This is a genomic window from Arthrobacter cryoconiti, assembly GCF_020905375.1.
GTDB lineage: Bacteria > Actinomycetota > Actinomycetes > Actinomycetales > Micrococcaceae > Specibacter > Specibacter cryoconiti.
In genome coordinates this window covers 604,854-631,539 of the sequence record NZ_JAJJBU010000003.1, presented here as the reverse complement: position 1 = coordinate 631,539, position 26,686 = coordinate 604,854, and the positions used below count along the sequence as shown (strand labels likewise).

Annotated in this window: 22 protein-coding genes; 6 read left to right on the top strand and 16 right to left on the bottom strand. The window is 59.1% G+C overall.

Going from position 1 to position 26,686, the window contains the following annotated elements:
• Positions 1–394: 394 nt before the first annotated feature.
• Together tyrS and LOH53_RS02965 are read right to left on the bottom strand one after the other, a co-directional pair.
• Positions 395–1,705, bottom strand: a complete 1,311-nt coding sequence (gene tyrS, locus LOH53_RS02970) for a tyrosine--tRNA ligase (protein ID WP_230066205.1) — start codon at positions 1,703–1,705, stop codon at positions 395–397.
• A gap of 96 nt (positions 1,706–1,801) precedes the next feature.
• Positions 1,802–4,042 carry a HelD family protein gene (locus LOH53_RS02965; RefSeq protein ID WP_230066204.1) on the bottom strand — a complete coding sequence of 747 codons (2,241 nt, stop codon included), beginning with the start codon at positions 4,040–4,042 and terminating at the stop codon, positions 1,802–1,804.
• A 364-nt stretch (positions 4,043–4,406) separates the two neighbouring features.
• On the opposite strand from LOH53_RS02965, the gene LOH53_RS02960 reads away from it, so the two are divergent.
• Positions 4,407–5,084 (top strand): GNAT family N-acetyltransferase, encoded by a 678-nt coding sequence (locus LOH53_RS02960; RefSeq protein ID WP_230066203.1) that lies wholly within the window; start codon positions 4,407–4,409, stop codon positions 5,082–5,084.
• Here LOH53_RS02960 and LOH53_RS02955 read toward each other — a convergent pair.
• On the bottom strand, positions 5,014–5,688 hold the full coding sequence (locus tag LOH53_RS02955; RefSeq protein ID WP_230066202.1) for a DNA-3-methyladenine glycosylase: 675 nt from the start codon (positions 5,686–5,688) through the stop codon (positions 5,014–5,016). The two genes, LOH53_RS02960 and LOH53_RS02955, sit on opposite strands and share 71 nt — an antisense overlap.
• Positions 5,689–5,802: 114 nt before the next feature.
• On the opposite strand from LOH53_RS02955, the gene LOH53_RS02950 reads away from it, so the two are divergent.
• Positions 5,803–6,741 (top strand): DNA-3-methyladenine glycosylase family protein, encoded by a 939-nt coding sequence (locus tag LOH53_RS02950; RefSeq protein WP_230066201.1) that lies wholly within the window; start codon positions 5,803–5,805, stop codon positions 6,739–6,741.
• On the opposite strand, the gene LOH53_RS02945 is transcribed toward LOH53_RS02950, so the two are convergent.
• The 4 genes from LOH53_RS02945 to LOH53_RS02930 all read right to left on the bottom strand — a co-directional run bounded on the left by LOH53_RS02945 (position 6,709) and on the right by LOH53_RS02930 (position 9,467).
• Complete coding sequence (locus LOH53_RS02945) at positions 6,709–7,332, bottom strand: maleylpyruvate isomerase N-terminal domain-containing protein (protein WP_230066200.1); 624 nt, start codon at positions 7,330–7,332, stop codon at positions 6,709–6,711. The two genes, LOH53_RS02950 and LOH53_RS02945, sit on opposite strands and share 33 nt — an antisense overlap.
• Before the next feature lie 63 nt (positions 7,333–7,395).
• Positions 7,396–7,566 carry a hypothetical protein gene (locus LOH53_RS02940; protein WP_230066199.1) on the bottom strand — a complete coding sequence of 57 codons (171 nt, stop codon included), beginning with the start codon at positions 7,564–7,566 and terminating at the stop codon, positions 7,396–7,398.
• A gap of 124 nt (positions 7,567–7,690) precedes the next feature.
• Positions 7,691–8,701 carry a methyltransferase gene (locus tag LOH53_RS02935; RefSeq protein WP_230066198.1) on the bottom strand — a complete coding sequence of 337 codons (1,011 nt, stop codon included), beginning with the start codon at positions 8,699–8,701 and terminating at the stop codon, positions 7,691–7,693.
• A 154-nt stretch (positions 8,702–8,855) separates the two neighbouring features.
• A complete protein-coding gene (locus tag LOH53_RS02930) occupies positions 8,856–9,467 on the bottom strand; it encodes a GNAT family N-acetyltransferase (RefSeq protein WP_230066197.1) in 612 nt (203 codons plus the stop codon).
• An 81-nt stretch (positions 9,468–9,548) separates the two neighbouring features.
• On the opposite strand from LOH53_RS02930, the gene LOH53_RS02925 reads away from it, so the two are divergent.
• Complete coding sequence (locus tag LOH53_RS02925) at positions 9,549–10,352, top strand: GNAT family N-acetyltransferase (RefSeq protein WP_230066196.1); 804 nt, start codon at positions 9,549–9,551, stop codon at positions 10,350–10,352.
• A gap of 14 nt (positions 10,353–10,366) precedes the next feature.
• Here LOH53_RS02925 and LOH53_RS02920 read toward each other — a convergent pair whose 3' ends face one another.
• The 9 genes from LOH53_RS02920 to argC form a co-directional block, all read right to left on the bottom strand.
• Complete coding sequence (locus LOH53_RS02920; RefSeq protein ID WP_230066195.1) at positions 10,367–11,101, bottom strand: maleylpyruvate isomerase family mycothiol-dependent enzyme; 735 nt, start codon at positions 11,099–11,101, stop codon at positions 10,367–10,369.
• Positions 11,102–11,196: 95 nt separating this feature from the next.
• Positions 11,197–12,669 (bottom strand): argininosuccinate lyase, encoded by a 1,473-nt coding sequence (argH, locus tag LOH53_RS02915; RefSeq protein WP_230066194.1) that lies wholly within the window; start codon positions 12,667–12,669, stop codon positions 11,197–11,199.
• Between the two features lie 2 nt (positions 12,670–12,671).
• Positions 12,672–13,877, bottom strand: coding sequence for an argininosuccinate synthase (locus LOH53_RS02910; protein ID WP_230066193.1), 1,206 nt, complete (start codon positions 13,875–13,877; stop codon positions 12,672–12,674).
• A gap of 135 nt (positions 13,878–14,012) precedes the next feature.
• Entirely contained in the window at positions 14,013–14,543 is a 531-nt protein-coding gene (locus LOH53_RS02905; protein WP_230066192.1) for an arginine repressor, read from the bottom strand.
• A 2-nt stretch (positions 14,544–14,545) separates the two neighbouring features.
• Positions 14,546–15,514: an ornithine carbamoyltransferase gene (gene argF / locus LOH53_RS02900; protein ID WP_230066191.1), complete on the bottom strand. Its 969-nt coding sequence runs from the start codon at positions 15,512–15,514 to the stop codon at positions 14,546–14,548.
• Positions 15,514–16,830 carry an acetylornithine transaminase gene (locus LOH53_RS02895; protein WP_230066190.1) on the bottom strand — a complete coding sequence of 439 codons (1,317 nt, stop codon included), beginning with the start codon at positions 16,828–16,830 and terminating at the stop codon, positions 15,514–15,516. The genes argF and LOH53_RS02895 overlap by 1 nt, the downstream gene beginning before the upstream one ends.
• The gene (argB, locus tag LOH53_RS02890) at positions 16,827–17,726 is read right to left on the bottom strand and encodes an acetylglutamate kinase (RefSeq protein WP_230066189.1); all 900 of its coding nucleotides are present in this window, start codon (positions 17,724–17,726) and stop codon (positions 16,827–16,829) included. Before argB ends, LOH53_RS02895 begins: the two co-directional genes overlap by 4 nt.
• 129 nt (positions 17,727–17,855) lie before the next feature.
• Positions 17,856–19,025 (bottom strand): bifunctional glutamate N-acetyltransferase/amino-acid acetyltransferase ArgJ, encoded by a 1,170-nt coding sequence (gene argJ / locus LOH53_RS02885; RefSeq protein WP_230066188.1) that lies wholly within the window; start codon positions 19,023–19,025, stop codon positions 17,856–17,858.
• The gene (argC, locus tag LOH53_RS02880) at positions 19,022–20,080 is read right to left on the bottom strand and encodes an N-acetyl-gamma-glutamyl-phosphate reductase (protein ID WP_230066187.1); all 1,059 of its coding nucleotides are present in this window, start codon (positions 20,078–20,080) and stop codon (positions 19,022–19,024) included. The genes argJ and argC overlap by 4 nt, the downstream gene beginning before the upstream one ends.
• Before the next feature lie 151 nt (positions 20,081–20,231).
• Between argC and LOH53_RS02875 the strand changes: the two genes are divergently transcribed.
• From LOH53_RS02875 to LOH53_RS02865, 3 genes are all read left to right on the top strand, one after another.
• On the top strand, positions 20,232–21,206 hold the full coding sequence (locus LOH53_RS02875) for a quinone oxidoreductase family protein (RefSeq protein ID WP_230066245.1): 975 nt from the start codon (positions 20,232–20,234) through the stop codon (positions 21,204–21,206).
• Between the two features lie 112 nt (positions 21,207–21,318).
• Positions 21,319–25,263 (top strand): Pls/PosA family non-ribosomal peptide synthetase, encoded by a 3,945-nt coding sequence (locus LOH53_RS02870; protein WP_376991831.1) that lies wholly within the window; start codon positions 21,319–21,321, stop codon positions 25,261–25,263.
• A complete protein-coding gene (locus LOH53_RS02865) occupies positions 25,263–26,681 on the top strand; it encodes a M1 family metallopeptidase (RefSeq protein ID WP_230066186.1) in 1,419 nt (472 codons plus the stop codon). The genes LOH53_RS02870 and LOH53_RS02865 overlap by 1 nt, the downstream gene beginning before the upstream one ends.
• Positions 26,682–26,686 lie beyond the last annotated feature (5 nt).

Sequence of the window (26,686 nt, the reverse complement as noted above, 5' to 3'; positions counted from 1 at the left end):
GGTATCAATAAAACTTGGCACACTATTGAGTTCTCAAACAACAACTGCATTCGAGTAATTGCTAAATGTTTTTCTCACTTAGTTTTCGTCGACGCGATATTCATACTTTATTACATTAGAATTCACTTTGTCCAATCCGCAATATGTGCGGCTGGTCACTTCATAAATTCCTCAAACCCGTACTTTTTCTGATTCATTCACTTTAGAAGTAAATGATAATAAAAATATTTTATAGGCTTGGTTTCCTGCAAATTGGGAGCCTTGCTTCTCTCGAAGCGGCTCAACCTTGTGCAGGCGACAGATAGAACAATACAGCGCTGCCCGCCCCCACGCAAATCGGGGGCGGGCAGCGCTGACGGGGACGTCCGTGACCAACTGTTTTATGAGGAAAAAATCAGCTGTCGAGTTCCACCATGGACAAGGTGCGCTTCCCACGGCGTACCAAAAGGTATTTGCCATGTAATGCCTGTGAATTCCCCAAAATCGTGTCCGGGTCACTCACTTTGGCGTTGTTGACATACGCCCCGCCCTCACCGATGGTGCGGCGCGCTTCAGAATTGCTCCTCGACAGCCCTGCAGCGACTAGCAGTTCCACAATTGTTACTCCTGCAGCAGGCACTATGGCTCGCGGCAACTCACGAGTCGCCGACTCAAGGGTGTCCAAGTCCAAGGCGCTTAGCTCACCTTGTCCGAACAAGGCGGCGGAGGCAGCGATGACTTTTTCGGTTGCGTCCACGCCATGCACCAGAGAGGTCACTTGGAATGCCAAGGTGCGCTGGCCTTCACGGGCCTGCGGTTTCCACCGAACACACTCAGCAATCGTGGCTAGTTCTTCGCGGGAGAGAAATGTGAACACCTTCAAACGATCGATAACGTCGTCATCGGCAGTGTTTAGCCAGAACTGGTACATGTCAAAGGGACTGCACATGGCCGGGTCAAGCCAGATGGCGTTGCCTTCGCTCTTGCCGAACTTAGTTCCGTCAGAGTTGGTGATCAACGGCGTGCCCAGTGCATGGACCGAGGCGCCTTCAACCTTGCGGATCAAATCGGTGCCGCTTGTCAGGTTCCCCCACTGGTCGGACCCGCCCTGCTGCAATACACAGCCGTACTGGCGGAACAGCTCAAGATAGTCCATGCCCTGCAGGATCTGGTAGCTGAACTCGGCGTAGCTGATACCGTCATCGGAGTTCAGCCGCGAGGCCACAATGTCCTTCTTGATCATGGTGCCGACGCGGAAGTACTTGCCTACGTCACGCAGGAAGTCCAGCACCGACATCGGTTCGGTCCAGTCAAGGTTGTTAACCATGCGTGCGGCGTTCTCGCCCTCAAAAGACAGGAAGCGCTGAACCTGGCCTTGCAGGTAACCAACCCATTCCTCAACTGTTTCCTTCGAGTTCATGGTGCGCTCCGCCGTCGGGCGCGGATCCCCCACCAACCCGGTGGACCCGCCCACCAATCCCAGGGGCTTGTGTCCAGCTAATTGCATACGGCGCATTGTCAGTAGCTGAACCAGGTTTCCTAGGTGCAAGCTAGGTGCGGTTGGGTCGAATCCGCAATAGTACGTAATGGGTTCTCCAGCGAGTAATTCCTCCAGGGCGGCTTCGTCGGTAGAGACCTGAATGAGGCCCCTCCATTTGAGCTCCTGCCATACATTGGCGAAGCTGGGGTCATTCTCAGGGGCGCGGAGTTCAGTTTGCAAAGACACACCACAAAATTACCAGCACGACGGCGTTTCTTCCGCCTCGCGTTCGGCGCGTCCTACCGCTGCGCGCAACAGTAGGACGCGTCAGTCACTTTTTTTCTAGCGCTCGATACCTTCGGGCAAAGGCTCCGAAGTGATCAGGCGGAGACGCTGGGTAGGCCTGGTCATAGCAACGTAAAGATCACCGACGCGGCCGCCCGCGCCAGCCAAGAGTGCTGCTGGCTCCACGATCACGACGCCGTCGAACTCCAGACCCTTGGCTTGGTGCGGGTCAAGGACCACAATGTCTTGCACCGTGGAGCCGGCGCCATGCCCGATTCGGTGGCCGTAAACAGCGCGAAGAGCAACCGTGATGTCGCTGACCTGAACTTTCGGCGCGATGACCGCGATCAATCCTCCGGCCACAGCCGCAGTTTCTTCCTCCATCACCGCCACCACCTGGTCCACTACTGCGCCCGCAGCGACTCGGTCGATGATCGGTTCCCACTCGCCCTCGCGTACTGCCTTCGGTGTAGAGACCACCTGACCGGCAGCGTTAGCCATGCGCGCGGCTGCCTCAGCGATCTGGGTGGGCGTACGGTAGTTGACGCTCAGCTCCTCCAGAGCCCAACGCTCGCCGAAGAACGGGCTCAACGCACCCTGCCACGAGGAAGCTCCGGCTGCCGAGCTCGTTTGGGCAATGTCGCCCACAATGGTGAAGGACTTCACCGGGCACCGGCGCACCAACAGGCGCCACTGCATCGGAGAAAGCTCCTGAGCCTCGTCCACCACCACGTGCCCGTAGGCCCAGCTTCTATCGGTCAAAGCCACTTCAGCATTGCTGAGATGATCGCCATCAACCACGTTGAAATCAGCCAGCTGCTCGGCCGTCAGCATGCCGTCGACCCCCGAGTCTTCTAGCAATTGATTCATATTGGAAATAGCCTTCTCGGCATTTGTCAGATCCCGCTTGCGCTGCGCGTCATGGGCAGCTTCGGCCCGTCCTCCCGTAGCGTCCAACTCACCGAGGAGTTCCGCGGCCTCATCCAACAGCGGAACGTCAGACTCCGTCCAGGGGGAGTTAGCCGGGCGCAACAGCAGAGCTCGCTGCGCGGCGCTGAACTGGGGGGCCACTGCGGCGAGGATCTCTGGCTTGCTGAACATGTCCCGCACCAGCTTTTCGGCGCTCATCGGCATCCAGCACAGATTCAGTATCGTTCGCACGTCTCGAGATCCTCTGACGTCTTCCGCCAGGTATGACCGATCAGCCGTGTTCCCGGCCCCGGAGCCCTCAATATGTTCGCGTAGTTGCTCCGTTAATTCGCGCAGCAGTGTTTTCACAAACGTCACTCTGGCTTCATTGTGCGGCTTGCCGGTGGCGCGTGCTTTGTCTCTGGCGCGGCGCACCTGACGTGACGTAAGTACCAGTCTGGTCCCTTCGACGTCGACCCTGGAATCACCGTGGGGTAACCGTTGGCGGTTGGCCACAGCGTTCGCCATCACCGCCACCATGTCAATGCCGCCCTTAAGCTTGGCTACCTCCGGCGTTTCTACGGCAGCAGCCGTGATACCCGGCATCAAATGGCCCAGACTGGCCATAACCACTCCGGTCTCGCCAAGGGAAGGAAGAACCCGCTCGATGTATTTCATGAAAGCACTGGAAGGACCCACCAGGAGTACTCCTGAGGATTGCAAACGCTCCCGATGCGTGTACAGCAGGTACGCTGCGCGGTGAAGTGCGACTGCGGTCTTGCCGGTTCCAGGTCCGCCCTGGACTACCAGCGCACCACTGAGCGGGGACCGAATGATCCTGTCTTGCTCTGCTTGAATGGTTCCCACAATGTCGCTCATGCGGCCAGTCCGCTTTGAATTCAGTGCTGCCAAGAGAGCGCCTTCACCCTGTAAGTGCTCTCCGTCCACCAACATAGTGTGGTCCAGAACATCGTCCTCAATAGCGCTCACGCTGCGTCCTTGAAGGATCAAATGGCGACGGCGACGCACACCCAGGCGCTCGAATGCCGTGGCTTGATAAAAGGTTCCGGCTTCCGGCGCACGCCAATCAACCATGAGTTGACGCAGATCTTCCGTGGAGAGGCCGATGCGGCCAATATAGCGCTGTTCGCCAGATTCCAGATCCAGGCGGCCAAACGCTAAGCGATCATCCACCGCGTTCAGCTGAGCTAAACGATTTTCGTAGAGAGAGGCAAAAGCGTCCCGCTCGGAGCGGTTTTGGTGCGTTCCCATTGATTTGGTGCGGCGCACTTGTGCCAGTTGCTCCACCTTTGCTGCGCGAAGCTCATCCAGGCGGGCATATAGTCCGTCAACGTACAAACGTTCTTTGGCCAACTCGGCGTCATACATGCAAAAACTCCTGATTACCTAAGGCGAACCACCAAAAAGGCGGACCGTCTATTCTATCCCGAGACTGCCGAGTTGGGGTCCACCCGCTGCGTCCCATTCCTCGCTAGGCGGAACCCACGCTAACAGTTCCCCTTAGCCAAGATTGCCAGCCAAAAGTCAGGGTTAATTCTTCGTAAACAATTCTCGCCGTTCGCCAGCGCCGTTGGACCACTAAGCGGCATCGGGCCCGGTAAATCTGCCGAGATCACCGCTTTTTTGGAATCGGCTGAGTCGTTCCGGATCGGCCCTGAAAGTTCATGTCCGCTGTACCTTTGAACTGGGCGCAAAAAAGGGGGTTCTACTCGGCTCGAAAAGATGCTTATATATGTCCGTGCAACACAATATTTCCCTTCCCGGGCACGGTGTCCGGCTTGTTCCACTCCGGCGTGCTCACGCACTCAATCTGTTCCCAATTCTGGATGCAGACATGTGGGCAGGCATGGCTTCCCGTCGACCAACGTCCAGGCGTGCCCTAGAGAAATTATTCACCGATCGAATCAACGATCCGGCAGTAATTTCCTTTGCCGTGATCGACCACAGCACCGGAGCAGTAGCAGGAACCACCAGTTTGTATGACTACGTGCCGGATCAGTCCCGGGTAGAAATAGGCATGACGTTTTTTGGCCGGAACTACTGGGGCCACAACGTCAACACGGCTTCCAAGTTGGTCCTGCTGACGTTTGCCTTCGAACAGCTTCTGGTGCATCGGGTCGCGTTGCGCTGCGATACCCGCAATGTCCGCAGTGCTGCCGCCATTATGAAACTAGGGGCCTCGTCGGAGGGCGTGCTGCGAGGGTACCGAAGAGGCCACGACGGAACGCGTGTGGACACCGGAATCTACTCCATTTTGGACCACGAATGGCCAGCCTCCCGCAGCACCCTGATGCGTCGTTTAGCTCAGGCGGAGGTTCAGACGCAGACACTGCCGCAGGTCACTGGGATGGCCGAGCCATCCCGTCACCAGAAACGGGCTTGCGAACAGGGCGCACCACTCCCGGCTTGAACTTTGAAACCGTCGGCTCCCCTTCAAGCCAGAATCGCCACGGATATGCGTCCGTACCTCCTGGCCCGCTGATACCCACCCGTGGTCCGGTTTTGATGGTTCCGGCCGGTTCCTGTGGCAGCGTGATTGATACGTCTCCGCCAAGGGCGCTCATGCCGTTGTGCTCACCTGCAAAGCCCATAGCTTTGGCAAGCCTGGCGGGGCCTTTCGCAAGGTCGCGGTCACTTTTGGCCGTGGGCCGCCGGGAACGCGCCAGTTCTAACCCTTCGATTACCTCCCCGGCCCGCATAAGGCACCCGGATGACGTCCCCTCGGGTCTGCACACTATGTTTGCGCTGAAGTGCAAGCCGTAGCTGAAGTAAACGTACAAGTTCCCGGGAGGACCAAACATGACCGAGTTCCGTGGAGTTTTTCCTCTGAAGCTGTGCGAGCCGGGATCAGGGTCTTTCGAGTCACGTTGCCCTAGGTATGCCTCCAACTCCGTTAGCCGCACGACGACGAGACCCTCCGCCGTTTCATGGCGCACCAAGGCGCCCAGCAGACGGGGTGCAACGAATGGTGCCGGATTCTGGAGTAGTTCAAGGATGTCAGTTTGCTGTCCCATCTTTCCACCGTACCTCCCCGCAGTCATGCCTGGCGACGAGTTGGGGCTTCCCCGTGGGATGCGGCGGACATCGAGAACGGACATACTGCTTTGGGGCCATGACAGGATGGTTTCATGGCCGTTACTCTTAACTTCATCCCGCCGTTTGAACCTGGTATTTTCGCATTCCTTGCCGCCCGTGCGGTTACCGGAGTGGAGGAGGCCTCCTGGAACCGGTACGCGCGAACGCTGCAGTTGCCGAGTGGCCACGGTTGGTTTGAGCTTGTTTGGGACGGCACCTCGCTGCTGTTGGAGTACGACGTCGAAGATCCACGGGATTCAGATGTTCTCCTACAGTGTGTGCGCCAGCTCTTCAATTTGGACCATGACCCCGTTTCGGCGGATGCCGCCGTGTCCAAGGATCCCGTCTTGGCTCCACGCGTGGAGGCACTTCCCGGTATTCGACTGCCGGGCTGTACGGATCCGGCTGAGATCCTGATCCGTGCAATGGTAGGCCAACAAATCACAGTGGCTGCGGCCCGTACACAGCTCAATCAGCTCACCGTCCTCGCCACCCCCTCCCGGCTCCCGCACGGAACCATGACGCATTTTTTCCCCACGCCTCCCCAGATCGCCACCGGCGCCGCACTAATTCTGCGCGGACCAAAGCGTCGAATCGAGTCCATCATGGCCGTTGCGGCCCAACTCGCTGACGGGACACTGTCCATCGGTCCGCATGACTCCCCCGAATCCCTCGCAACTAAACTCCTACCGATTTCAGGCATCGGTCCCTGGACAGTGGGCTACGTGTCCATGCGGGTTCTTGGCAATGGCGATGTTTTCTTGCCCACAGATGCCGCCGTCCGCAACGGCTACGGACTGCTGCGTGGGGACACTCTAGCTCTAGCCCGCACTATCAAAGTCGGCGAGCTTAGCAAGATGGCAGAGCCACTGCGGCCGTGGCGCTCCTATGCCACAATGCATCTTTGGCGGGCTGCCGGGGAAGGCCCAAAAGCTCCACAACGAGCAAGACCAGCGCATTCACCAGGGAGCGAGCGTCATCTGGGCGTCTAAGGGTCCCCGGCCGGCAAGCCACGCCATGATTGAGCGGCGTTCGTTGATTGATCCAAGCCGCTCGTTGGCCGTAGCAAGTAGCACGGGCAAGTCCCAGTCCACATATTCCTGTGGCCACTCAGCTGGGGTGTAACCAAGCCCAAGATCCACGTGGTGCATCTCCACTTCCCGTAATCTGTGTGCCGCAGATCCGGCGACGCCGTAATCTCCTCCGCCAAGGAAATCACCGTTGGGCCACCCCGCAATAGCGCTCTGGACAAAGAGTCGCTCCAGAGCCCTCATGCTGGCAAGCAAGTCGACGATGATCTCGCTCGCTGACCGTGTAGCGCCGTCCTCAATCTCACTGCGACGCTGTTCAGCCCCGCGCTCATACTTGGAAACATCGCACCCGTTCAGGGCACCCGATAGTCTGCGCGCGTGTGCGTCCGCGTTACGGGCCAAGTGGGTTAGTACGTGTCCAACACTCCAGCCGGGGAGAAGGCTCGCTGATCGAACGTCGTCCTCGCTCAGGTGTGCCACCCGACGCGTCAAACGTGCCTGCGCTTCGCAGCACAACTGGGTTGCGCGTTCCGGATCAGCCTCAAGATTCACAAAAACCTCAACCTTTCAAAGTGACGCAATCGTCGAGAAATTACCCTGCTGCGGCTTTCGCTCTTAGCGTCGAGGCTGATCTATCTGGCGCTGAGAAAGCAGGCTCTCCGCAATCGATAACGTTGCTAGCGCTTGCACGGACTCCCAGCTACCGACTTTCAGTTTGGCTGCGGCGACGACCGCTTGATCTGCGTGCGCCGCTGCGCGCCGGGCCATTTCATTGTCTTCACTCAAATTGTCCTCACTCTAGGGATCATTTCTCCTGAATTCTGTGGTTTGGTCTGGCCGTCACACCGCTTCCGCCCACCATACCCGGCAATCCGTTTCAGAGTAGCCAAGCAGTACGTGCCAGAGAAGATCAAGGCTTTTCGGCGGCACATTCAATGACTATTTGGCCCAGCGGCGTGGTGTGGGTGCTGATAACGCCCAGTTCTGCGGCGGTAGCAAGCTTGGTGTAACCCTCAAAAGTACGTTCCTTCCCGCCACACAGCACGAGCATGCGCAAGTCCATCTCAGCGAACCCGGCGCCTTCACCTGCCCCTGTTTCAATAATCAGGACACGGCCGTCGGCGCCCGCCGCCTCACGGCACCGTCGCAGGATGGCTATGGCTTCCTTGTCGCCCCAGTCGTGCAGCACGCTGTTGAGCACATACATCTCTCCCCCAACTGGCAAGGGGTCAAAGAAGCTCTGCCCGACGAACGTGCATCGGGCAGCCAGCCCTTGTTGGGTCAGAGCATCTCGACCGCGTTCAACGGTTTCGGATAGATCAACCAAGGTTGTCTGTATGTCAGGATGTGCCGAAATAATGGCGCCTAGCAATGCCCCATTTCCCCCACCAACGTCGATAATCCGCCGAAGGCTCGACCACTCAAAGGCTTGTGCATCGTCTGCTAAGTATTCCGCGCCAGCGGTCATGGTCGCATCGAAGGACGCACTCATGACAGGGTCGCCACCTAGAAAGTCCCAGAAGGGGGCGCCAAAGACTCTCTCCCAAGCAGGCTGCCCTGTGCGGACAGTATGCAATAAACCGGTGAAGGCCAGATCCATCTGGCCACCGAACCCAGTTAGATCCAGTTGGACACGCATTCCTGACGCGTGATCCGAACATAGCAGAGCGCCGAGCTCGTTCAACGCGAATACATCCGGCTTTGGTTCGGCGAAAACGCCGTGATCCACCAGATGCCGCAATAGCCGACCGATCGCATCGGGATCAGAATCCGTGAGCCTGGCCAGCTCTTGGGCGGACAGAGGACTCTCGCAGAGAAAATCGGCGACCCTCAACGTGGCTGCAACCCGCGTAGCCATCGGTGTCAGAAGATCGATCACTGGCGCCATCAACTGCCAAGCAGTCGGCGCGGGTTCACTCATTGGATCATGCTCGCAATTTTCATTCACCGCAGCCTCTTTCCTGGCCCCATCCCTTCGGATAACCATCCCAAAGTCATCCGGTCGTGACAAGGTCTTGAGCTTTGCCCGGTGGGAAACGAGAAGTGACTATAGATCTAATGCACCTGAGGGAGTTCTATGGGCGCACTTTGCCAAGCCGAAAATCTAGCCCACTGCGAACCTGGGGCCATTCGGAGGCAATGATCGAAAAAACGACTGTGTCCCGCAGCGAACCATCTGCCATGCGGGCGTTGGCGCGCAGAATTCCATCTTGCTTTGCCCCTAAGCGGGCGATCGCCGCTCGGGACTGCATGTTCATCCAGTGCGTACAAAATTCCACGGCTACGCAATTCAGCGTCTCAAAAGCATGCCCCAGCAAAAGCCTTTTGCTATCCGGATTAGTTCCGGTCCCTTGGACACTCGCCGCGTTCCAGGTATATCCAATTTCCACGCGTGGAAGTTCAACGTCAATGTCACAGTATGTGCTCATACCAATAATTTTGCCCGGCTCCCCCGTTACCCGGTCATTGAGGCGGGTCGTAAACGGAACCATTGAGCCTTGTTCCTGCATTGTTAGCCGCCGCTGAATCTCTGCACCCATTTGTTCAGGTCGCGGCACCGAGGTGTACCAAAGGTTCCACAGTTCACCGTCGGACGCCGCTTGCACCAATCCGTCATGGTGGTCCTCGCTAAGGGGTTCAAGAGTGACGTATTTTCCGCGAAGCGTTACGGGAGCGATCTTGTTCATAAAAAAACTCTACCGGCATGCCCAACAATTCATCTCCCCGAGGCTTGGTGCTAGCCGGTCATTCTTTGCAAGAATAGTCCGATGACACACAATGAAGTTGCCAACAAAACGCGATTCCTTGCCGCCTACGACGAACAGTTACGCACGGATGCCGAGACACCAAGCGCCATCAACGTCACTGTGCATGGTCCGTTGCGCCTAGTGACCTTCATGAACGGACGGGGCTTCATTACATACCAAGACCTCGGCCTAGTTCAAAAAGACGATATCCGACGGCTCGTTTCCGAGGCGTTGGCTCACTACCAAAATAGCCCAGAGATTACCCGCGTCGAGTGGAAAACTCGCGGACACGATCATGCACCGGGTCTGCATGAAGCACTGTTGGAGAATGGCTTCATCGTGCAGGAGACGGAATCAATCATGATCGGCGAAGCTTCCGCACTGGCAATCGAAGCTCCACTTCCACAAGGCGTCGCATTGCGACAAGTCACCAGCGAGGTCGATGTGCGAGCAATGAGTGCCATGGCGGACGAAGTCTTTGGTGAGCCGATCTCCACAGAAATGGCTGACGCGCTGCTGCATCGCCTCGGCCTCGATGATGGGATGGAACTGTGGGTGGGCGAAGCCGAAGGACAAATCGTCACTGCTGGACGGCTAGAACCAGTTCCAAACACCAATTTTGCCGGAATATGGGGCGGAGCGACTCGTGAGCAATGGCGTGGGCAAGGAATATACCGGGCCTTGAGCGCTGCACGCGCGCGATCAGCGATCAGATTGGGAAAAACGCTCATTCACAGCGACTCCACCGAGTTCTCACGTCCGATCCTGGAACGCTCCGGACTCTTGAAAGTCTCCACTACGACGCCCTACCAGTGGAAACGATGACCCCGTCCGCAACCTTATCTAGCTGCGGTAGCTGAAGGCCACGGCAAAAGCGCGGGCAACGCCACGGAATCGGCTGCGGCTTCGGCACGCAGACTGCCCATGGTGGGTGTGCGTCCGGCCAGCCATGCGGCTATGTCGGTGAGCATCCCCTGCACGGAGACGGTGTCTTCCCCCGTGCCTACCGTTATGGATTCCAGTCCAAGGGGCAACATCACCAGTCGTAGCTGCGGGGGCACCCTTGGAGTCAGAAAGTCGATGAGGTAGAGGCAAAAATCTTTGGACCACGTTTCCGGCCCACGTCCCATGTCAAGGTCAGCGAGGTGGATCACGAGCTCGCGCCATAGTGCCAATGCGCCGTCGAAAATGGTCCCATCACGGTAACTGATCCGCAATTGCCACTGGTCATCGGCGAGTCCGGCGAGATCACCTAGCACACGCGAAAGGGCTGCATCCAGCCGCGTTCGGTGCTCATCCGTGCCGTGGCTAGCAGCCATCTCTATGGCTTGATTCCGCCCGCTTTGACCGTCGTCGTAAAATTCGATGCTCTCCCCGCGGAGAGCGAATTCAATCTGGCGGGCCACGGCGTCGCACACATTGGTGGTGTGGGCCAGAATGTGCCCACGCGTCCATCCCGTCAGCTCAGTCGCAGCACGGATGTCATCGTCGGTCAGCGTGGCCACTTTGCCGCCTAGAGCGTCCGCGGCTGCGCCAAGCCTGTCCTTGAGCTGTTCATTCGTGATCTGCTTCATGGGCACATTCTATAGGTCAAAGAACTAGGAATGCCCGCATCGACCTTCGATGCGGGCATTCCGGTGTCCTGACCGACGGTCAAACTCGACGGCGGTCAGGCCAAGAAGGTCCGCGCCTGCGCAAGTTGTCCCTCAAAGGCTTCGAGCTGTGCCAGAACAGCGGACGGAGCGGTGCCACCTTGCGCGCTGCGGCTCTCCAACGATCCGCGCGTGCTCAATACTGTGCGGACCGCCGGGGTGAGGTGCGCGGAGATGTTCGCATACTCGGCATCCGTCAAGTCCCACAATTCCACCCCGCGGGCTTCCGCGACCCTGACAGCAGCACCGGAGAGCTCATGGGCATCCCGGAAGGGGACACCCTGACGGACAAGCCATTCGGCGATGTCTGTAGCCAGTGCGAATCCTTGGGGTGCCAGCGACTCCATGCGTTCGGTGTTGAAGACGAGCGTGGCAATCATCCCAGATACTGCCGGGAGCAACACCTCGAGTGTGTCAGCGGCGTCAAAAACAGGCTCCTTGTCCTCTTGCAGGTCACGATTGTAAGCAAGAGGTAGACCCTTGAGAGTGGCCAGCAATCCGGTCAAGTCGCCGATGAGACGGCCAGCCTTGCCTCGGGCCAACTCCGCCACATCTGGGTTCTTTTTCTGCGGCATGATGGAGGATCCCGTGGAATATGAATCGTCCAAAGTGACAAAGGAGAACTCCTTTGTGGCCCACAGAATTACTTCTTCAGACACCCGGGAGAGGTCAACGCCAATCATGGCGGCGACCCAAGCGAATTCGGCAAAAACGTCGCGGGAGGCGGTGCCGTCGATCGAGTTCCACACAGCCGAACTAAAACCGAGATCCGCCGCTACGGCGTTCGGGTCAAGACCTAACGACGAACCCGCCAGAGCGCCAGAGCCGTACGGCGAGACGGCGGCCCTCTTGTCCCAGTCGATAAGTCGCTGGACGTCTCGCAATAACGCCCAAGCATGGGCAAGCAAATGATGGCTAAGCAGGATCGGCTGGGCGTGCTGGAGATGGGTGCGCCCCGGCATGGCCACGCCGTGATGCACTTTGGCCTGCCCCACCAGCGAATCAATGACTGAAAGAACCCCTGCGGCGATGATCCTCGCGTGATGGCGAAGGAACATGCGACCCAGTGTGGCCACCTGGTCGTTGCGCGAACGCCCAGCCCGCAGTTTGCCGCCCAATGCTGCACCAGCGCGCTCGATCAGACCGCGCTCCAAAGACCCGTGCACATCCTCGTCGGACTCTGCCGGAAGATACGCACCGGACTTCACGTCCGCAACAAGCCGGTCAAGCGCGTCAAGCATGCCAGCAAGTTCGACGTCGTCGAGCAGGCCAGCTGAATTCAGTACCCGAGCGTGTGCCTTGGATCCAGCGAGGTCGTACAGGGCCAGACGCCAGTCAAAGTGCGTGGACTTACTTAGAGCGGCAAGTGCATCCGCAGGACCTCCTTGGAAACGCCCGCCCCAGAGCGCTCCCTCGTTAGTCCCCGTATGTCCACCCGTCTCGCCTGGCTTTGCCGAGGACCCTTGCGTCTGCGGGTTCGTGTCTGCCACGGTTACTTTCCTGCGAAGCGCTGATCGCGCGTTGAGGCGACCTTGGAGGACATCCCCCATAGCTCGATAAAGCCCTTGGCCTGCGACTGGTCAAAGGTGTCGCCAGTGTCATAGGTGGCTAGGTCGAAGTCGTACAGCGACGTTTCGGAGCGGCGGCCGTTCACAATCGCTTGTCCTCCATGAAGCGTCATGCGGATGTCCCCGGACACGTACTGTTGCGTGTCGTCGATAAAGGCATCCAGAGAACGCTTGAGTGGGGAGAACCACTGGCCGTCGTAGACCAGCTCAGACCAGCGCTGGCTTACGGACGCTTTGAAGCGGGCTTGCTCGCGCTCGATCGTAATGTCCTCGAGGTGTTTGTGCGCCGTAATAAGGGCCATGGCACCGGGGGCCTCATAGATTTCACGGCTCTTGATGCCAACTAGGCGATCTTCGACGACGTCAATCCGGCCTACACCCTGCGCACCTGCGCGCCGGTTCAGTTCTTGGATGGCCTGTAACGGGGATACGGCAACGCCATCGATGGCGACGGGCACACCTTGCTTGAAGGAGACGATGACCTCATCGGGTGCCGGCGGGAACTCCGGAGTAGCCGTGTAGTCGTAGATGTCCTTCGTGGGGGCGTTCCAGATGTCCTCCAGGTAGCCCGTTTCCACGGCACGGCCCCAGACGTTCTGGTCGATCGAGTACGGGTTCTTCTTGGTGGTCTCGATCGGCAAGCCCTTGGCTTCGGCGAAAGCGATCGCTTTGTCGCGAGTCAGTGCGAGATCGCGAACGGGGGCGATGCATTTCAGGTCCGGGCCGAGAGTCTGGATGCCAACCTCGAAACGGACCTGGTCATTGCCCTTGCCGGTGCAGCCATGAGCCACTGTGGTGGCACCAAATTCGCGGGCTGCCTTGACCAGGTGCTTGACAATCACCGGGCGGGAGATGGCGGACACCAGCGGGTAGTGGCCCTGATAGAGAGCATTGGCCTTCAGCGCCGGCATGGCGTAGTCATTGGCAAACTCGTCGCGCGCATCAGCCACGTAGGCTTCGACTGCGCCACACGCGAGTGCGCGCTGGCGTACTTCTTCCAGCGACTCTCCCCCTTGACCGACGTCGACGGCGACGGCGATAACTTCCGCCCCCGTGGCTTCACCGATCCAGCCGATGGCAACGGATGTGTCCAGGCCGCCGGAATAGGCCAATACAATGCGATCAGTCACGTTCATTTCTCCCATTATTTGAAAAATTCTTAGAGTGTGTTTCCACGTTGCTTAACAGCCTAATGCATGATTATGCATTATTACTAAAATATATTCATTGAAATTTTGGTGGCTGTTTTCGTCCGACGCCTCGGACTAGGCCCCGGAACTTGATTCGGCCGCAAAATCTAGGAATCGCTGCGCCACCGCGATTCCCCCAAGTGGGTCGCGGGCGATCACCATCACAGTGTCATCGCCAGCGATCGTGCCAAGGACGCTGGGCATCACTGAATGATCAATGGCCAAGGCCAGAAAGTTTGCAGCACCGGGGGGTGTGCGCAATACGGCAATGTTCGCTGAGGCTTCCGCCGTCACCAGCAGTTCACCGCACAAGCGCACCAACCGGGTATCCAGCAGTTCCTGCGAAGAGAGGGAGTGAACGCTGCGATCCCCTCCCTCCCGCGGAACGGCGTAGATCAGCCCACCGTCCTCGCCACGGACACGGACGGCCCGTAGTTCCACCAGATCGCGGGAGAGAGTCGCCTGCCCGACCACCAAACCGTCGTCGGCGAGAAGTGTTGCCAGCTCCGCTTGAGACCGTACAGCGCGGCTGGTCAGCAGAGCCGTCACCCGCGCTTGGCGGGCAGTTTTGGTGGTGAGCATCGGTGCTAACGGTTGCTTGGCCATCGTCAGTGCCCGGCCGTTTCACGCAGCGGTTCTTGAGCGGACTTTTCCACCAGCCACACCATAAGCGCTTTCTGGGCATGCAAGCGGTTCTCCGCCTCGTCCCACACCACTGACTGTGGGCCGTCGATCGCCGATGCGGAAATCTCGTAACCGCGGTAGGCCGGCAGACAGTGCAGCACAATCGCGGCTGGGTCCGCTTTGGCCAGTGCATCCTCGTTGAGTGCGTATTCTTTGAACAACTCCATCCGCTGCGCTTTTTCTTCCTCCTGCCCCATGGACACCCACGTGTCAGTAACCAGAACGTCAGCACCAGACGCAGCGGCGTCAAAATCGGTGGTGACCAGCACCGAGCCGCCGGTGAGTTCCGCGCGGTCCTTCGCGGCAGCAACGACGTCGGCGGGCGGCAAATAACCCTCCGGGCCGGTGATCCGAACATGCATGCCCGCCGTAGCACCGGCTAGCAGGTAGGAGTTAGCCATGTTGTTGGCCCCGTCCCCCATGTACGTCATGGTCAGGCCGGCCAAATGGCCCTTGTGTTCCTTGATGGTAAGCAAGTCAGCAAGCAGCTGACACGGATGGTAGTCATCGGAAAGCGCGTTGATGACCGGCACCGAGGAGTTGGCTGCCATCTCCTCCAAACCAGCCTGTTCATACGTGCGCCAGACGATGGTTGAGACCATGCGTTCAAGCACCTTAGCCGTGTCCGCCACGGACTCCTTGTGACCAATCTGGGCCTCACCAGGGTTGACTATCAGCGCGTTCCCACCTAACTCAGCAATGCCGGCCGCGAAGGAAACCCGGGTCCGGGTGGAGGTTTTATCAAAAATGACGGCCACCGTTTTACGGGCAGCACCATCTGCCGCAAACGTACTTTTGTCATACGGCAGCTTTTTCAGGTGCGCGGCCAAGTCCAAAACCTCGGCTTGTTCTTGTGGGTTGAGGTCGGTGTCAACGAGGAAGTGCCGGGTCATCAGGATTCTCCTTGCAGGGTTTGTGCCGCGAGGGCGGTTTCGATCAGTGCCGGCAGCGCCGCTAAGAACGATCCCGCTTGTTGGCTCGTAAGGTTTAGCGGCGGGGCCAACCGCACGGTATGGGGTTTAGGGGCGTTGATAATGAAGCCAGCTTCCAAAGCGGCAGTCACGATCCCGGCCGCGATGGGTTCAGCCACGTCAAAGCCAATGAGGAGCCCATGGGCACGCACCTGCGTAACACCTGCGATGCCAGTCAAGCCTTCCGCGAACCGGGCACTGACGGCGCGCACATTGGCCAGTACATTAGCCGATTCCAGTACGTGCAAGGTGGCTAGCGCGGCAGCAGTTGCGACAGGGTTACCGCCAAAGGTGGTCCCGTGCTGGCCTGCCGAAAGAAGAGGCGAGGGGCCTTCCCCAAAAGTGATCATGGCACCGATGGGGAACCCACCGCCCAACCCTTTGGCAAGGGTCATAGCATCCGGAACGATGCCCGCGGCGGTGCCAGCAAACCACTCGCCTGTGCGGCCTACACCGGTCTGGACTTCATCCAGGATCAGCAGCGCACCAGCTTCACGGGTCAGTTCGCGAGCCGCTCTCAGGTATTCAAGTGAGAGCGGGCGCACGCCAGCCTCGCCCTGAATAGGTTCAATGACTAGTGCGGCAACAGTTTCATCCATGGCCGCCCGGAGGGCTTCTACGTCATCAAAGGGGATATGCCGCACACCAGCTGGCATGGGTTCAAACGGTTCACGGTAAGCCTGCTTAGCCGTGAGCGCCAAGGCACCCATACTACGGCCGTGGAACGCGCCCTCAAGTGCCAGTATGGTGCTCCGTGAGGGCCCGTTCTCTGGACTGTGCACCTTGCCGTGACGTCGCGCCAATTTGAAAGCGGCTTCGTTGGCTTCGGTTCCGGAGTTGGCAAAGAAAACCTTCGAACCTGTTGGTGCTTGACTCAACGACAGTAGCTTTTCAGCTAGTGCAATCTGCGTCGGACTGGTAAAGAAGTTGGACACATGTCCGAGAGTAGCCAGTTGGCTGGAGATAACAGACGTCACGAAGGGGTGGGCGTGGCCCAGGGCGTTGACGGCAATGCCACCAAGCAAGTCTAAATACTCCTTTCCGTCTGCATCCCAGACCAAAGCACCAGCACCACGCACCAGGACCCGTTGGGGACTGCCGAAGACTCCCATGAGGGAATCACTGTAGCGAGCCAACCATTGGGCACTGGTACCTGTTCCGGTCACGGCTGCGGCCGTGGCGTTGACATTACTCAGCAAGCCGTTCCCGGCCCCTGTTTCATCATGTGCGTGGTTCATGCGCCGTCCTCTTCATCCGGAAATATTTGGGTGCCGTTTCCAGCAGTGGTCATCAATTCCAGCAGCACCGAATGTGCGCTGCGGCCATCCACGACGGCGGCGCGTTCCACTCCGCGCTCCACCGCTGACAAGCAGGCACCCATTTTGGGAATCATGCCTGACTCCAGGGTAGGCAACATGGCACGCAGCTGGCTGGCTCCAATTTCGCTCAGCAGCGAGGACTTGTCTGGCCAGTTGGCATACAGGCCTTCGACGTCGGTAAGTATGACCAGCCGCGAAGCCTCCAGTGCCACTGCGAGGGCTGCCGCTGCGGTATCGGCATTAACATTGAGCACGGTGGAGGCGTCCCCTACCTCCGGCGCTACGGTAGAGATGACAGGTATCCGACCGGCTTCTAGCAGATCGATAATCGCCCCTGGATTGACCCCGACTACTTCTCCCACCAGACCTAGATCCACAGGCATTCCGTCAATGACGACGCCCGTGCGCTCAGCCTGCAATAGTGCCCCATCCTCGCCTGAGAGCCCCACAGCATAGGCGCCGTGTTCATTTATCAGGCCCACCAGCTCGCGTCCCACCTGTCCGGTGAGAACCATGCGGACCACGTCCATGGCCTCCGGGGTCGTGACTCTCAAACCGCCTTTGAACTCACTCTTAATGTCCAAACGTTTGAGCATGGCATTGATCTGCGGTCCTCCGCCGTGGACCACGACAGGCTTGATACCAACATGATGCATGAACACGATATCTTCGGCAAAGGCACGACGAAGCTCGTCGTTGATCATGGCATTCCCGCCGTATTTGACCACCACAACAGTGTTGGCGAACTGCTGGATCCACGGGAGCGCCTCAATGAGGGTTCCAGCCTTGTCCTGCGCGGTTTCCACCGAAGTCATCCTGTTCTTCCTTCCATGTACAAATAGCGTGTGCGGGCTTCCATGACGCCCCGGAGCGAGGACGGATTTTGCTTGCGAGGTACGAGCGGCTAAATCTTACTGCTCGCGAGGGGGGTCGTGGACACCCGGCTACGAGGAGTAGGCACTGTTTTCTTCGACGTAAGCATGGGTAAGATCGTTGGTCCAGATCGTGGCTGACGTATCACCAGCACGTAGGTCGATCTCCACAGTGACTTCGCGTGCGCTCAGGTCAACTAGTTCACGGGAATCCCCAATGCCACCCTTTCGGCAGATCTGGACACCATTGATGCTCACGTTGATTTCGTTGGGATCAAAGATCGCATCGGTAGTGCCCACGGCGGAAAGCACTCGACCCCAGTTGGGGTCGTTGCCGAAGATCGCACATTTAAACAGATTGGAGCGGGCCACGGAACGGGAAACGATTTCGGCGTCGCGCTCACTATCAGCGTTGACCGTGGTGATTGCAATGTCGTGATTGGCGCCTTCAGCGTCCGCGATCAATGCCCGGGCCAGCTGCGCGCAGACCTGGGTTAGCCCGGCCGTGAACTCGTCCATGTCAGGGAACACTGCGCCGGCGCCGGAAGCCAGTAACAGCACCGTGTCATTGGTAGACATACAACCATCTGAGTCGGCACGATTAAAGGTGACCTTGACGGCGTCGCGCAAGGCCGCGTCGAGTCCCTCAGCTTCCACGACGGCGTCCGTCGTGATGACGACCAGCATCGTGGCCAGCCCGGGCGCCAGCATCCCAGCACCCTTGGCCATTCCACCAATCGTGTAACTGGTGCCGTCGGCACCGGGTTGGCTGGTCCAGGACGCTTCTTTGGCAACGGAATCGGTTGTCATGATTGCTGTGGCTGCCGCTGTACCCCCATCAGCGACCAGTGCAGCGGCCGCCATTTCAACACCGTGCAGGATCTTCGCCATCGGCAGTTGTTCCCCGATGAGTCCGGTTGAGCAAACGGCTACGTCCCCAGCGCTGAGCCCCAAGACGTCAGCGACTTTGTCGGCTGTGGTGTGCGTGTTTTGGAAGCCCTCCACTCCCGTGCAGGCGTTCGCCCCGCCGGAATTGAGCACCACGGCATCCAAGCGTCCGTCGCCCACGGCCGTGCGGGTCCAGTGGACAGGAGCCGCCGCCACCCGGTTGCTGGTGAATACGGCAGCCGCGCTATGCAAAGGACCATCGTTGACCACCAATGCGAAATCGGATTTTCCCGAGACCTTCAGTCCGGCGGTCACGCCCGCGGCGCGAAAACCCTGTGCTTTTGTCACGCTCATGGTGCTACTCCTTGGAAGGTTAGGCCGGTGTTTTCTGCCAGGCCGAGGGCAATATTCATGGACTGGATGGCGCCACCGGCTGTGCCTTTGGTGAGGTTGTCAATGGCGGCACAGACGATAACTCGGTTGACGTTGGGATCATAGGTAACTTGTAGGGAAGCGTAGTTTGAGCCCAGGACCGACTTTGTGGTGGGCCACTGCCCCTCGGGCAAGACGTTGACAAATTGCTCGTTGAGGTATGCGTCCAACCAGACTTGACGCAGTGCCGTGGCCAGTTCATCCACGTTGACATACCGAGCGGCAAATTCAGCACTCACCTTAGCGGTGGCCGTCGTGAGAATACCGCGGCTCATCGGAGCCAGCGTCGGGGTGAAGGAGACTTTCACATCCAACCCGGACGCGTTGGAGAGGCCTTGCGCAATTTCCGGTGTATGCCGGTGTCCACCACCCACGCCGTAGGGGTTCATCGAGCCGATGACTTCAGAGCCAATCAGATTAACCTTCGCAGTCTTGCCCGCGCCCGAGGTGCCTGACGCCGCAACTATCACGACGTCATCGGCCATCAGAGCTCCGGAGCTGAATCCGGGCAGGAGCGCCAAAAGCGAACTCGTCGGGTAGCAGCCTGGGACTGCGATGCGCTTAGCACCAACAAGTTTGGCGCGCGCACCGGGAAGCTCGGGAAGCCCATAGGGCCAAGTGCCGGCGTGGGGTGATCCGTAGAACTTTTCCCACTCCGCGGCTGACTGCAAGCGGTGGTCCGCCCCGGCGTCGATCACCAACGTTTCGGCAGGTAATTGGGCGGCCACTGCTGCCGACTTACCGTGCGGAAGAGCTAGAAATACAACGTCGTGGTTGGACAGATTTTCAACCGTGGTGTCCACCAAAATACGGTCCGCCAGCGCATGAAGGTGCGGCGCAAGCTCACCGAGGCGGGAACCGGCGTTGCTGTGAGCGGTGATGGCACCGATCCTCACATCGGGATGGCTGGCCAACAGACGCAGCACCTCTCCACCGGCGTATCCGCTGGCTCCTGAAACGGCTACAGAAATTGTCATAAATCGACTATACAGCAAATATATTCATTACTACCGATATTTATTCAATATGGAGTCATCAATGCTGCCCAGTTCTATGATGGAGGAAGCGCACGCCTTTCCTCAGGAGGCGGGACGGCCACAGCTCAACGAGAACGAAGTGGGGAACATAATGAACACTCAGTGCAGCGCCATTGTCGCAGAGGCGTCTGGCGGCCCAGAGGTCCTCTCTTTACGCGAGGTGACGATTCCGGAGGCCGGCCCCGGAGAGGTTCTGTTCAAGGTCGCGGCTGCGGGAGTGAACTTCATTGAAACTTACCAACGGAGCGGCGTCTACCCCGCAACGTTCCCCTTTACCCCGGGCACAGAAGCTGCGGGAACTGTGGTGGCCGTTGGTGATGGAGTCACCGACTTCTCCGTGGGAGACCAGGTGGCCACGGCAGAGGGCCGCGGCACGTACGCTCAGTACGCCATCGTCGAAGCACACAAAGCGTTGCACGTACCCGCCGCCATACCTTTGGATATTGCAGCCGCGTTACCCCTCCAGGGCATGAGCGCCCATTACCTTATGAACTCCAGTTACCATGTGGAACCTGGGCAGACGGTCCTGCTGCACGCTGGCGCTGGCGGTGTTGGATTGCTGTTGACTCAGATGCTCAAGGAGCGTGAGGCGCGCGTCATTACCACGGTCTCCACCGATGAAAAGGAAGAGCTTTCCCGTGTGGCAGGCGCTGATGACGTTCTGCGCTACGAGGACTTCGCGCAGGCCGTGCAGGAGCTCACCTGCGGTGATGGAGTGGACGTGGTGTTCGACGGCGTCGGAAAAGACACCTTTGACGGTTCCTTGGCGTCGCTGCGCACGCGCGGAACGTTGGTGCTTTTTGGTGGCGCATCAGGACAAGTGCCTCCCTTTGATCTACAGCGACTCAATAGCGGCGGATCTCTTTCCATCATTCGACCGAAGCTGGGCGACTATCTTTTGAATGTGAAGGAACGCCGCTGGCGAGCATCTGAGGTTTTCAACGCGGTAGCTGAGGGCAATCTCACCGCCAGGATAGGCGCCCGTTTTCCCTTATCTAAAGCCGGGGCAGCCCACACTGCGCTGGAGTCCCGTTCCACCACCGGCAAGGTTATTTTGGAGCCTTAACCGTCGTGCTGGCGGGGCGATCAATGATGGCCTCGCAGAGTCTAACTCGTAACCTGAAGTTCAACTCCCGTTCATCCTGATGGTGCACGGTGGAGCGGTGAACCCTGCCACCATGAACAGTGCCCAGCCACAGTCCGATGCGAGAAGCTCCGTGGCAGTTGAATATGCCGCGCAAATGCCTGGTAGCGAACTGGCATCGGAGCCCAGGACGCTGTGGGAAGTATTCATGGCAACTGCGCAGGCCCACCCGGACGCTACGGCGCTGGATGACGGTGTCAAAGCCCTCAGCTACGAGGAATTGCTGAAAGCAGTGCGCACAAAAGCCACGGAATTGAGACGCTCCGGTCTGGGAGCCGGGGACAGAATTGGTGTGCGGATACCCTCCGGCACGTCCGGACTCTACTTGGCCATTTTGGCCATTCTCTCCATCGGCGCGGCGTATGTTCCGGTGGATGCCGACGATCCACAGGAGCGGGCCGCGCTCGTCTTCCGGGAAGCCGCTGTGGCAGCTGTGCTAGGCGAGCAGGCAGCGACGCCCCCCACAACGGAGTCTCGTGAAATCGGCTCCGCAGTAGCAGAGGAAAGAGACCCGATTCCCAGCGACGACGCATGGATCATTTTCACGTCGGGTTCAACAGGTACTCCCAAAGGGGTTGCTGTTAGCAATCGTTCCGCCGCAGCATTCGTGGACGCGGAAGCTCGCATCTTTCTGCCGTGCGATCCAATCGGGCCTGAAGATCGGGTTCTGGCCGGGCTTTCCGTAGCTTTCGACGCCTCTTGCGAAGAGATGTGGCTGGCATGGCGCTCCGGAGCGGCTTTGGTGCCAGCACCACGCTCACTGGTCCGTTCAGGCATGGACCTGGGTCCCTGGCTGATTTCACACGGCATAACCATCGTTTCCACCGTGCCAACCCTGGCCGCTCTTTGGCCTGTTGAAGCACTGGAATCCGTTCGACTCCTTATTTTTGGTGGAGAAGCCTGCCCTCCAGATCTGGCCGCCAGGCTGGCGGTTCATGGCAGGGAGGTATGGAACACTTATGGCCCTACCGAAGCGACAGTTGTGGCGTGCGCCGCCCCCTTGGGCGGAGCCGGACCCGTCCGGATAGGGCTGCCCCTCAACGGGTGGGACTTGGCCGTTGTCGATTCGAGCGGCGCTCCCGTTGCGGAAGGAGAAGTGGGCGAACTGATCATCGCAGGCGTTGGCTTAGCCCGCTATCTCGATCCGGAGAAAGATGCCGAAAAATATGCACCAATGCCCGCGTTTGGCTGGGAACGTGCGTACAGATCCGGAGATTTAGTCAGGCTTGATCGCGACGGTCTGGTGTTCATGGGACGGGCTGATGACCAAGTGAAACTGGCAGGACGCCGCATTGAACTAGGTGAAATCGACGCAGCGTTGCAAAGCCTGCCCAACATCGCAGGGGCCGCCGCAGCCGTCCAAGAAACGGCAGGTGGCAGCCAACTCTTGGTAGGTTATCTGGTGCCCGCTGCCGGGATCATCCCGGATGTTCTTGCTCTCCGAGCTCTGCTCGAAATCTCTTTGCCGGCGTCCTTGATCCCCCTCCTCACTGTTGCCGATTCCCTGCCCACCAAAATCAGCGGAAAGGTGGATCGGAACGCTCTACCGTGGCCTTTGGAACAATCCGCGGATGACGCAGACTCCCTGAGCGGGACGTTGGATCCGGACGGCGCATGGGTGCTGGAACAATGGCGTGCCGTCTTGGGCGGTGACCCGTCATCGCTGGACACCGACTTCTTTGCCAGTGGAGGCGGCAGTCTTGCCGCTGCCCAGCTCGTTTCGGCGCTTCGACAGCGCTACCCGCGCATTACCGTGGCCGACGTCTACTCGCACCCCCGGATTGGAGCCCTGCTTGAACTTGCTGTGGGCTCCGTGCCCACCGGCAACGCAACTAAAGCCGTCAACCGCACTGTGGGTAGAACCCGAAGAAGTTCCCAAATCTTTCAGACGCTCATGGGCGCACCCCTGCACGTTCTCGTGGGAATGCGCTGGCTCACCTACTTGATGGCGTTGAATAATATTGCCGCGTGGCAAGGTTTCCTGCTGAGCGGACCAACCATTTCCTGGTGGTGGGTCGCCCTTTCCTGGGTGCTCTTTGTGTCGCCGTGGGGACGCATGGGAATCTCTGTACTGGCGGCTCGTCTCCTCTTGCGAGCAGTGCGCCCGGGTAGCTATCCGCGCTCAGGCAAGGTTCATCTGCGGCTGTGGTTAGCAGAACAAATCGCCGATATGGTCGGTGCCGTCACCTTAGCCAGTGCGCCCTGGGTGCCGTATTACGCCCGCGCCTTAGGGGCAAAGATCGGCAAGAACGTAGATCTTCACTCGGTCCCACCAGTGACTGGACTTCTGCGTTTGGCTGAGGGCGCCTCCATTGAACCGGAAGTGGATCTATCCGGTTGGTGGATAGATGGCGACTGGGTTCACATTGGTGAGATTTCCGTGGGAACGGGCGCGGTCGTTGGGGCGCGTAGCACGGTGATGCCTGGCGCCCGCATCGGGGCCGGGGCCCACGTTGCCCCGGGCTCCGCAGTGCGCGGCAAGGTCAAACCGGGAGTAACCGTCTCCGGATCCCCAGCGGAACGGACTGGCAAGGCCACGCAGTCGTGGCCGGAACAGCGCACTCCTACCCCAAAGCACGTGGGAATCCTGTTTGCCGTTGCATCTGCCATCTTGTCGCTGATTCCGTTCCTCGCCGCTGCCGCCGCCATCGCCGTCGTGCTGGGAGCCGTTAACGGTCAGCAGTCCTTCTTTGCTGCTACCCCGATTCTCTTGAGGGTTGTGCCGCTTGCCGCGCTGACCTGGTTTTTCACCTTGCTGGTGCTGATCATGGCGACGGTTCGCCTGCTCGGTGTGGGGCTCCGCGAAGGACACTACCCTGTTCGCAGCCGCATAGGCTGGCAGGTCTGGGCCACAGAGCGGGTCCTGGATATGGCGCGCGATCTCCTCTTCCCAATCTATTCAAGCTTATTCACTCCACTCTGGCTGCGGCTGTTGGGGGCCAAGGTCGGCAAGAACGTGGAAGCCTCTACAGTGCTGCTGCTGCCTAAAATGACAACCATTGGTTCCGGAGCTTTCCTGGCTGATGACACCATGATCGCCTCATACGAACTGGGCGGCGGATACATTCACATTGCGCCAGCCAAGGTTGGCAAACGCTCGTTCCTTGGTAATTCGGGGATGGCGGCTGCGGGCCGCACCATGCCTCGCAACTCGTTGGTGGCCGTCTTATCTGCTGCCCCTGCGAAGGCAAAAGCGGGCACCTCGTGGTTGGGCAGTCCGCCCGTACGCTTGCGCCGGACTAATCTAAACACCGACGAGTCGCTGACCTTCGCTCCACCACTCCGGCTAAAAGTAGCTCGGGCTCTCTGGGAAAGCTGCCGTCTGGTTCCCACCGTGCTTACCGTAGCTGTGGCGTGCGCAGTGCTGTGCGTGCTTGACGCCGTTGCTCAAGCTGGTGGCTACTGGCTAGCGGCCGTTGTCAGCGGCATCGTGATGGTGTCGGCAGGGGCCTTTGCCGCAGGTAGTTCCGTGGCTGCCAAGTGGCTTCTCGTGGGGCGGATCAAACGCAGCGAGCACCCGTTGTGGAGTTCATTCATTTGGCGCAATGAGGTGGTGGATACTTTCATTGAGATGGTCAGCGCTCCGTGGTTTGCACGCGCCGCTGTGGGCACGCCTGCCATGGTCTGGTGGTTGCGTGCATTAGGTGCCAAGATCGGCCATGGCGCATGGTGTGAGAGCTACTGGCTACCGGAAGCCGATCTGGTCACACTGGGCGCAAGTTCCACCGTCAACCGCGGCTGCGTGATCCAGACCCACCTCTTCCATGACAGAGTCATGGCCATCGATACGGTTACTCTGGAGGAGGGAGCCACCATGGGTCCGCATGGAGTTATCCTGCCAGCGGCGCGAATAGCTCGCAGCGGTACCGTGGGTCCGGCATCCCTGGTCATGCGTGGCGAAACGGTACCTGCTAGCAGTTACTGGATGGGCAACCCCATCAGTCCCTGGAAGGGACCAGAATTCGCCGACCGCGCCTAATGTTCCCCACCGATTTGGATACCGAGCACAGCATGAGATTCCTGCACCGCCCGCGGCCTTCCACCAGCGCGCTGGCGGCCCTTCTCACTCCGGCGCCATCGGATTCATATATTCCTTTACACGGCAGCACCAGCTATACGGTGGAACATTACGAATTAGATCTGCAAGTCCGCCTCGCCGGGAACCATCTTGCGGGGCGGGCCGTCATCACGGCACGGGCGCTTGTCCCCCTCACCCATGTGGACCTTGACCTGATCGGCGTCGGCATGGACAAGGCTTCTGTGGACGGAGTTCGGGTCCTGAAGCACTCTGCGCTGCACGGGAAACTACAGTTGCGCCTGCCCACCCCGCTGGAGGCCGGCACGGACTTCACCATGGATATTCGTTACAGTGGCTTTCCTGCCCCGGACGACGGCGAATGGGGTGACGTTGGTTGGGAGGAACTGAACGACGGCGTGCTAGTCGCCGGCCAGCCCACGGGGGCCCCGACGTGGTTCCCTTGCAATGACCGGGCCGACGATAAAGCGTCCTATCGCTTTACTGTCACCACCGACGCGGACTACACCGTGGTATGTAACGGTGTTCTGACCTCGCAGACAAAAAAGTCCAGCCGGGAAACATGGGTGTACGAACAATCTGCACCCATGTCCACCTACCTCGCCACGCTTCAAATCGGTCGGTACAGGCTACTGAGCCTGCCCATTCCACCCGGACCGGCCCAAGTACCCATTACGGTGGCGGTGTCTAAAAAACTCCAAGCCAAAGCATCCCTGGCCCTCGCTCGGCAGCGAGAAATGCTGGATGTTTTCACAGCCTGTTTTGGACCCTACCCTTTCGATGCTTATACGGTCGTGGTGACGGAGGACGTTCTGGAAATCCCGCTCGAAGCGCAGTCGCTGTCCATTCTGGGCAGTAACCACCTCGAACGCGACTGGGAAGCACAGCGTTTGATCGCCCACGAACTCTCTCACCAATGGTTTGGTAATTCACTTACGCTTGCGTCGTGGCGCGACATCTGGCTCCATGAGGGTTTCGCCTGCTACGCCGAGTGGCTTTGGTCCGAGGAAAGCGGCTCCCTGAGCGTTCTTGAGCGCGCAGCCGCAGCGCATGCAAAACTGCTGCTGGAACCCAATGACGTGATCATTGGCGATCCCGGGCCCACAAAGATGTTCGACGACGTCGTGTATAAACGCGGTGCGCTGGCGCTTGAAGCCATCCGTTGTGCCGTCGGAGAATCGCTCTTCTTCCCCCTGCTTCAACGCTGGGCGGCACAGAATCAGCACGGTTCAGTGTCCACCGCAGCGTTTGTGATCCTGGCCGATCAGCTCTGCTGCGAGGTTTCCGGCTTTTCAGCCGCCGCGATCCTTACGCCATGGTTGTACCAACAATCGATCCCACCGCTCCCCCACCGCCGCTAAAAGGC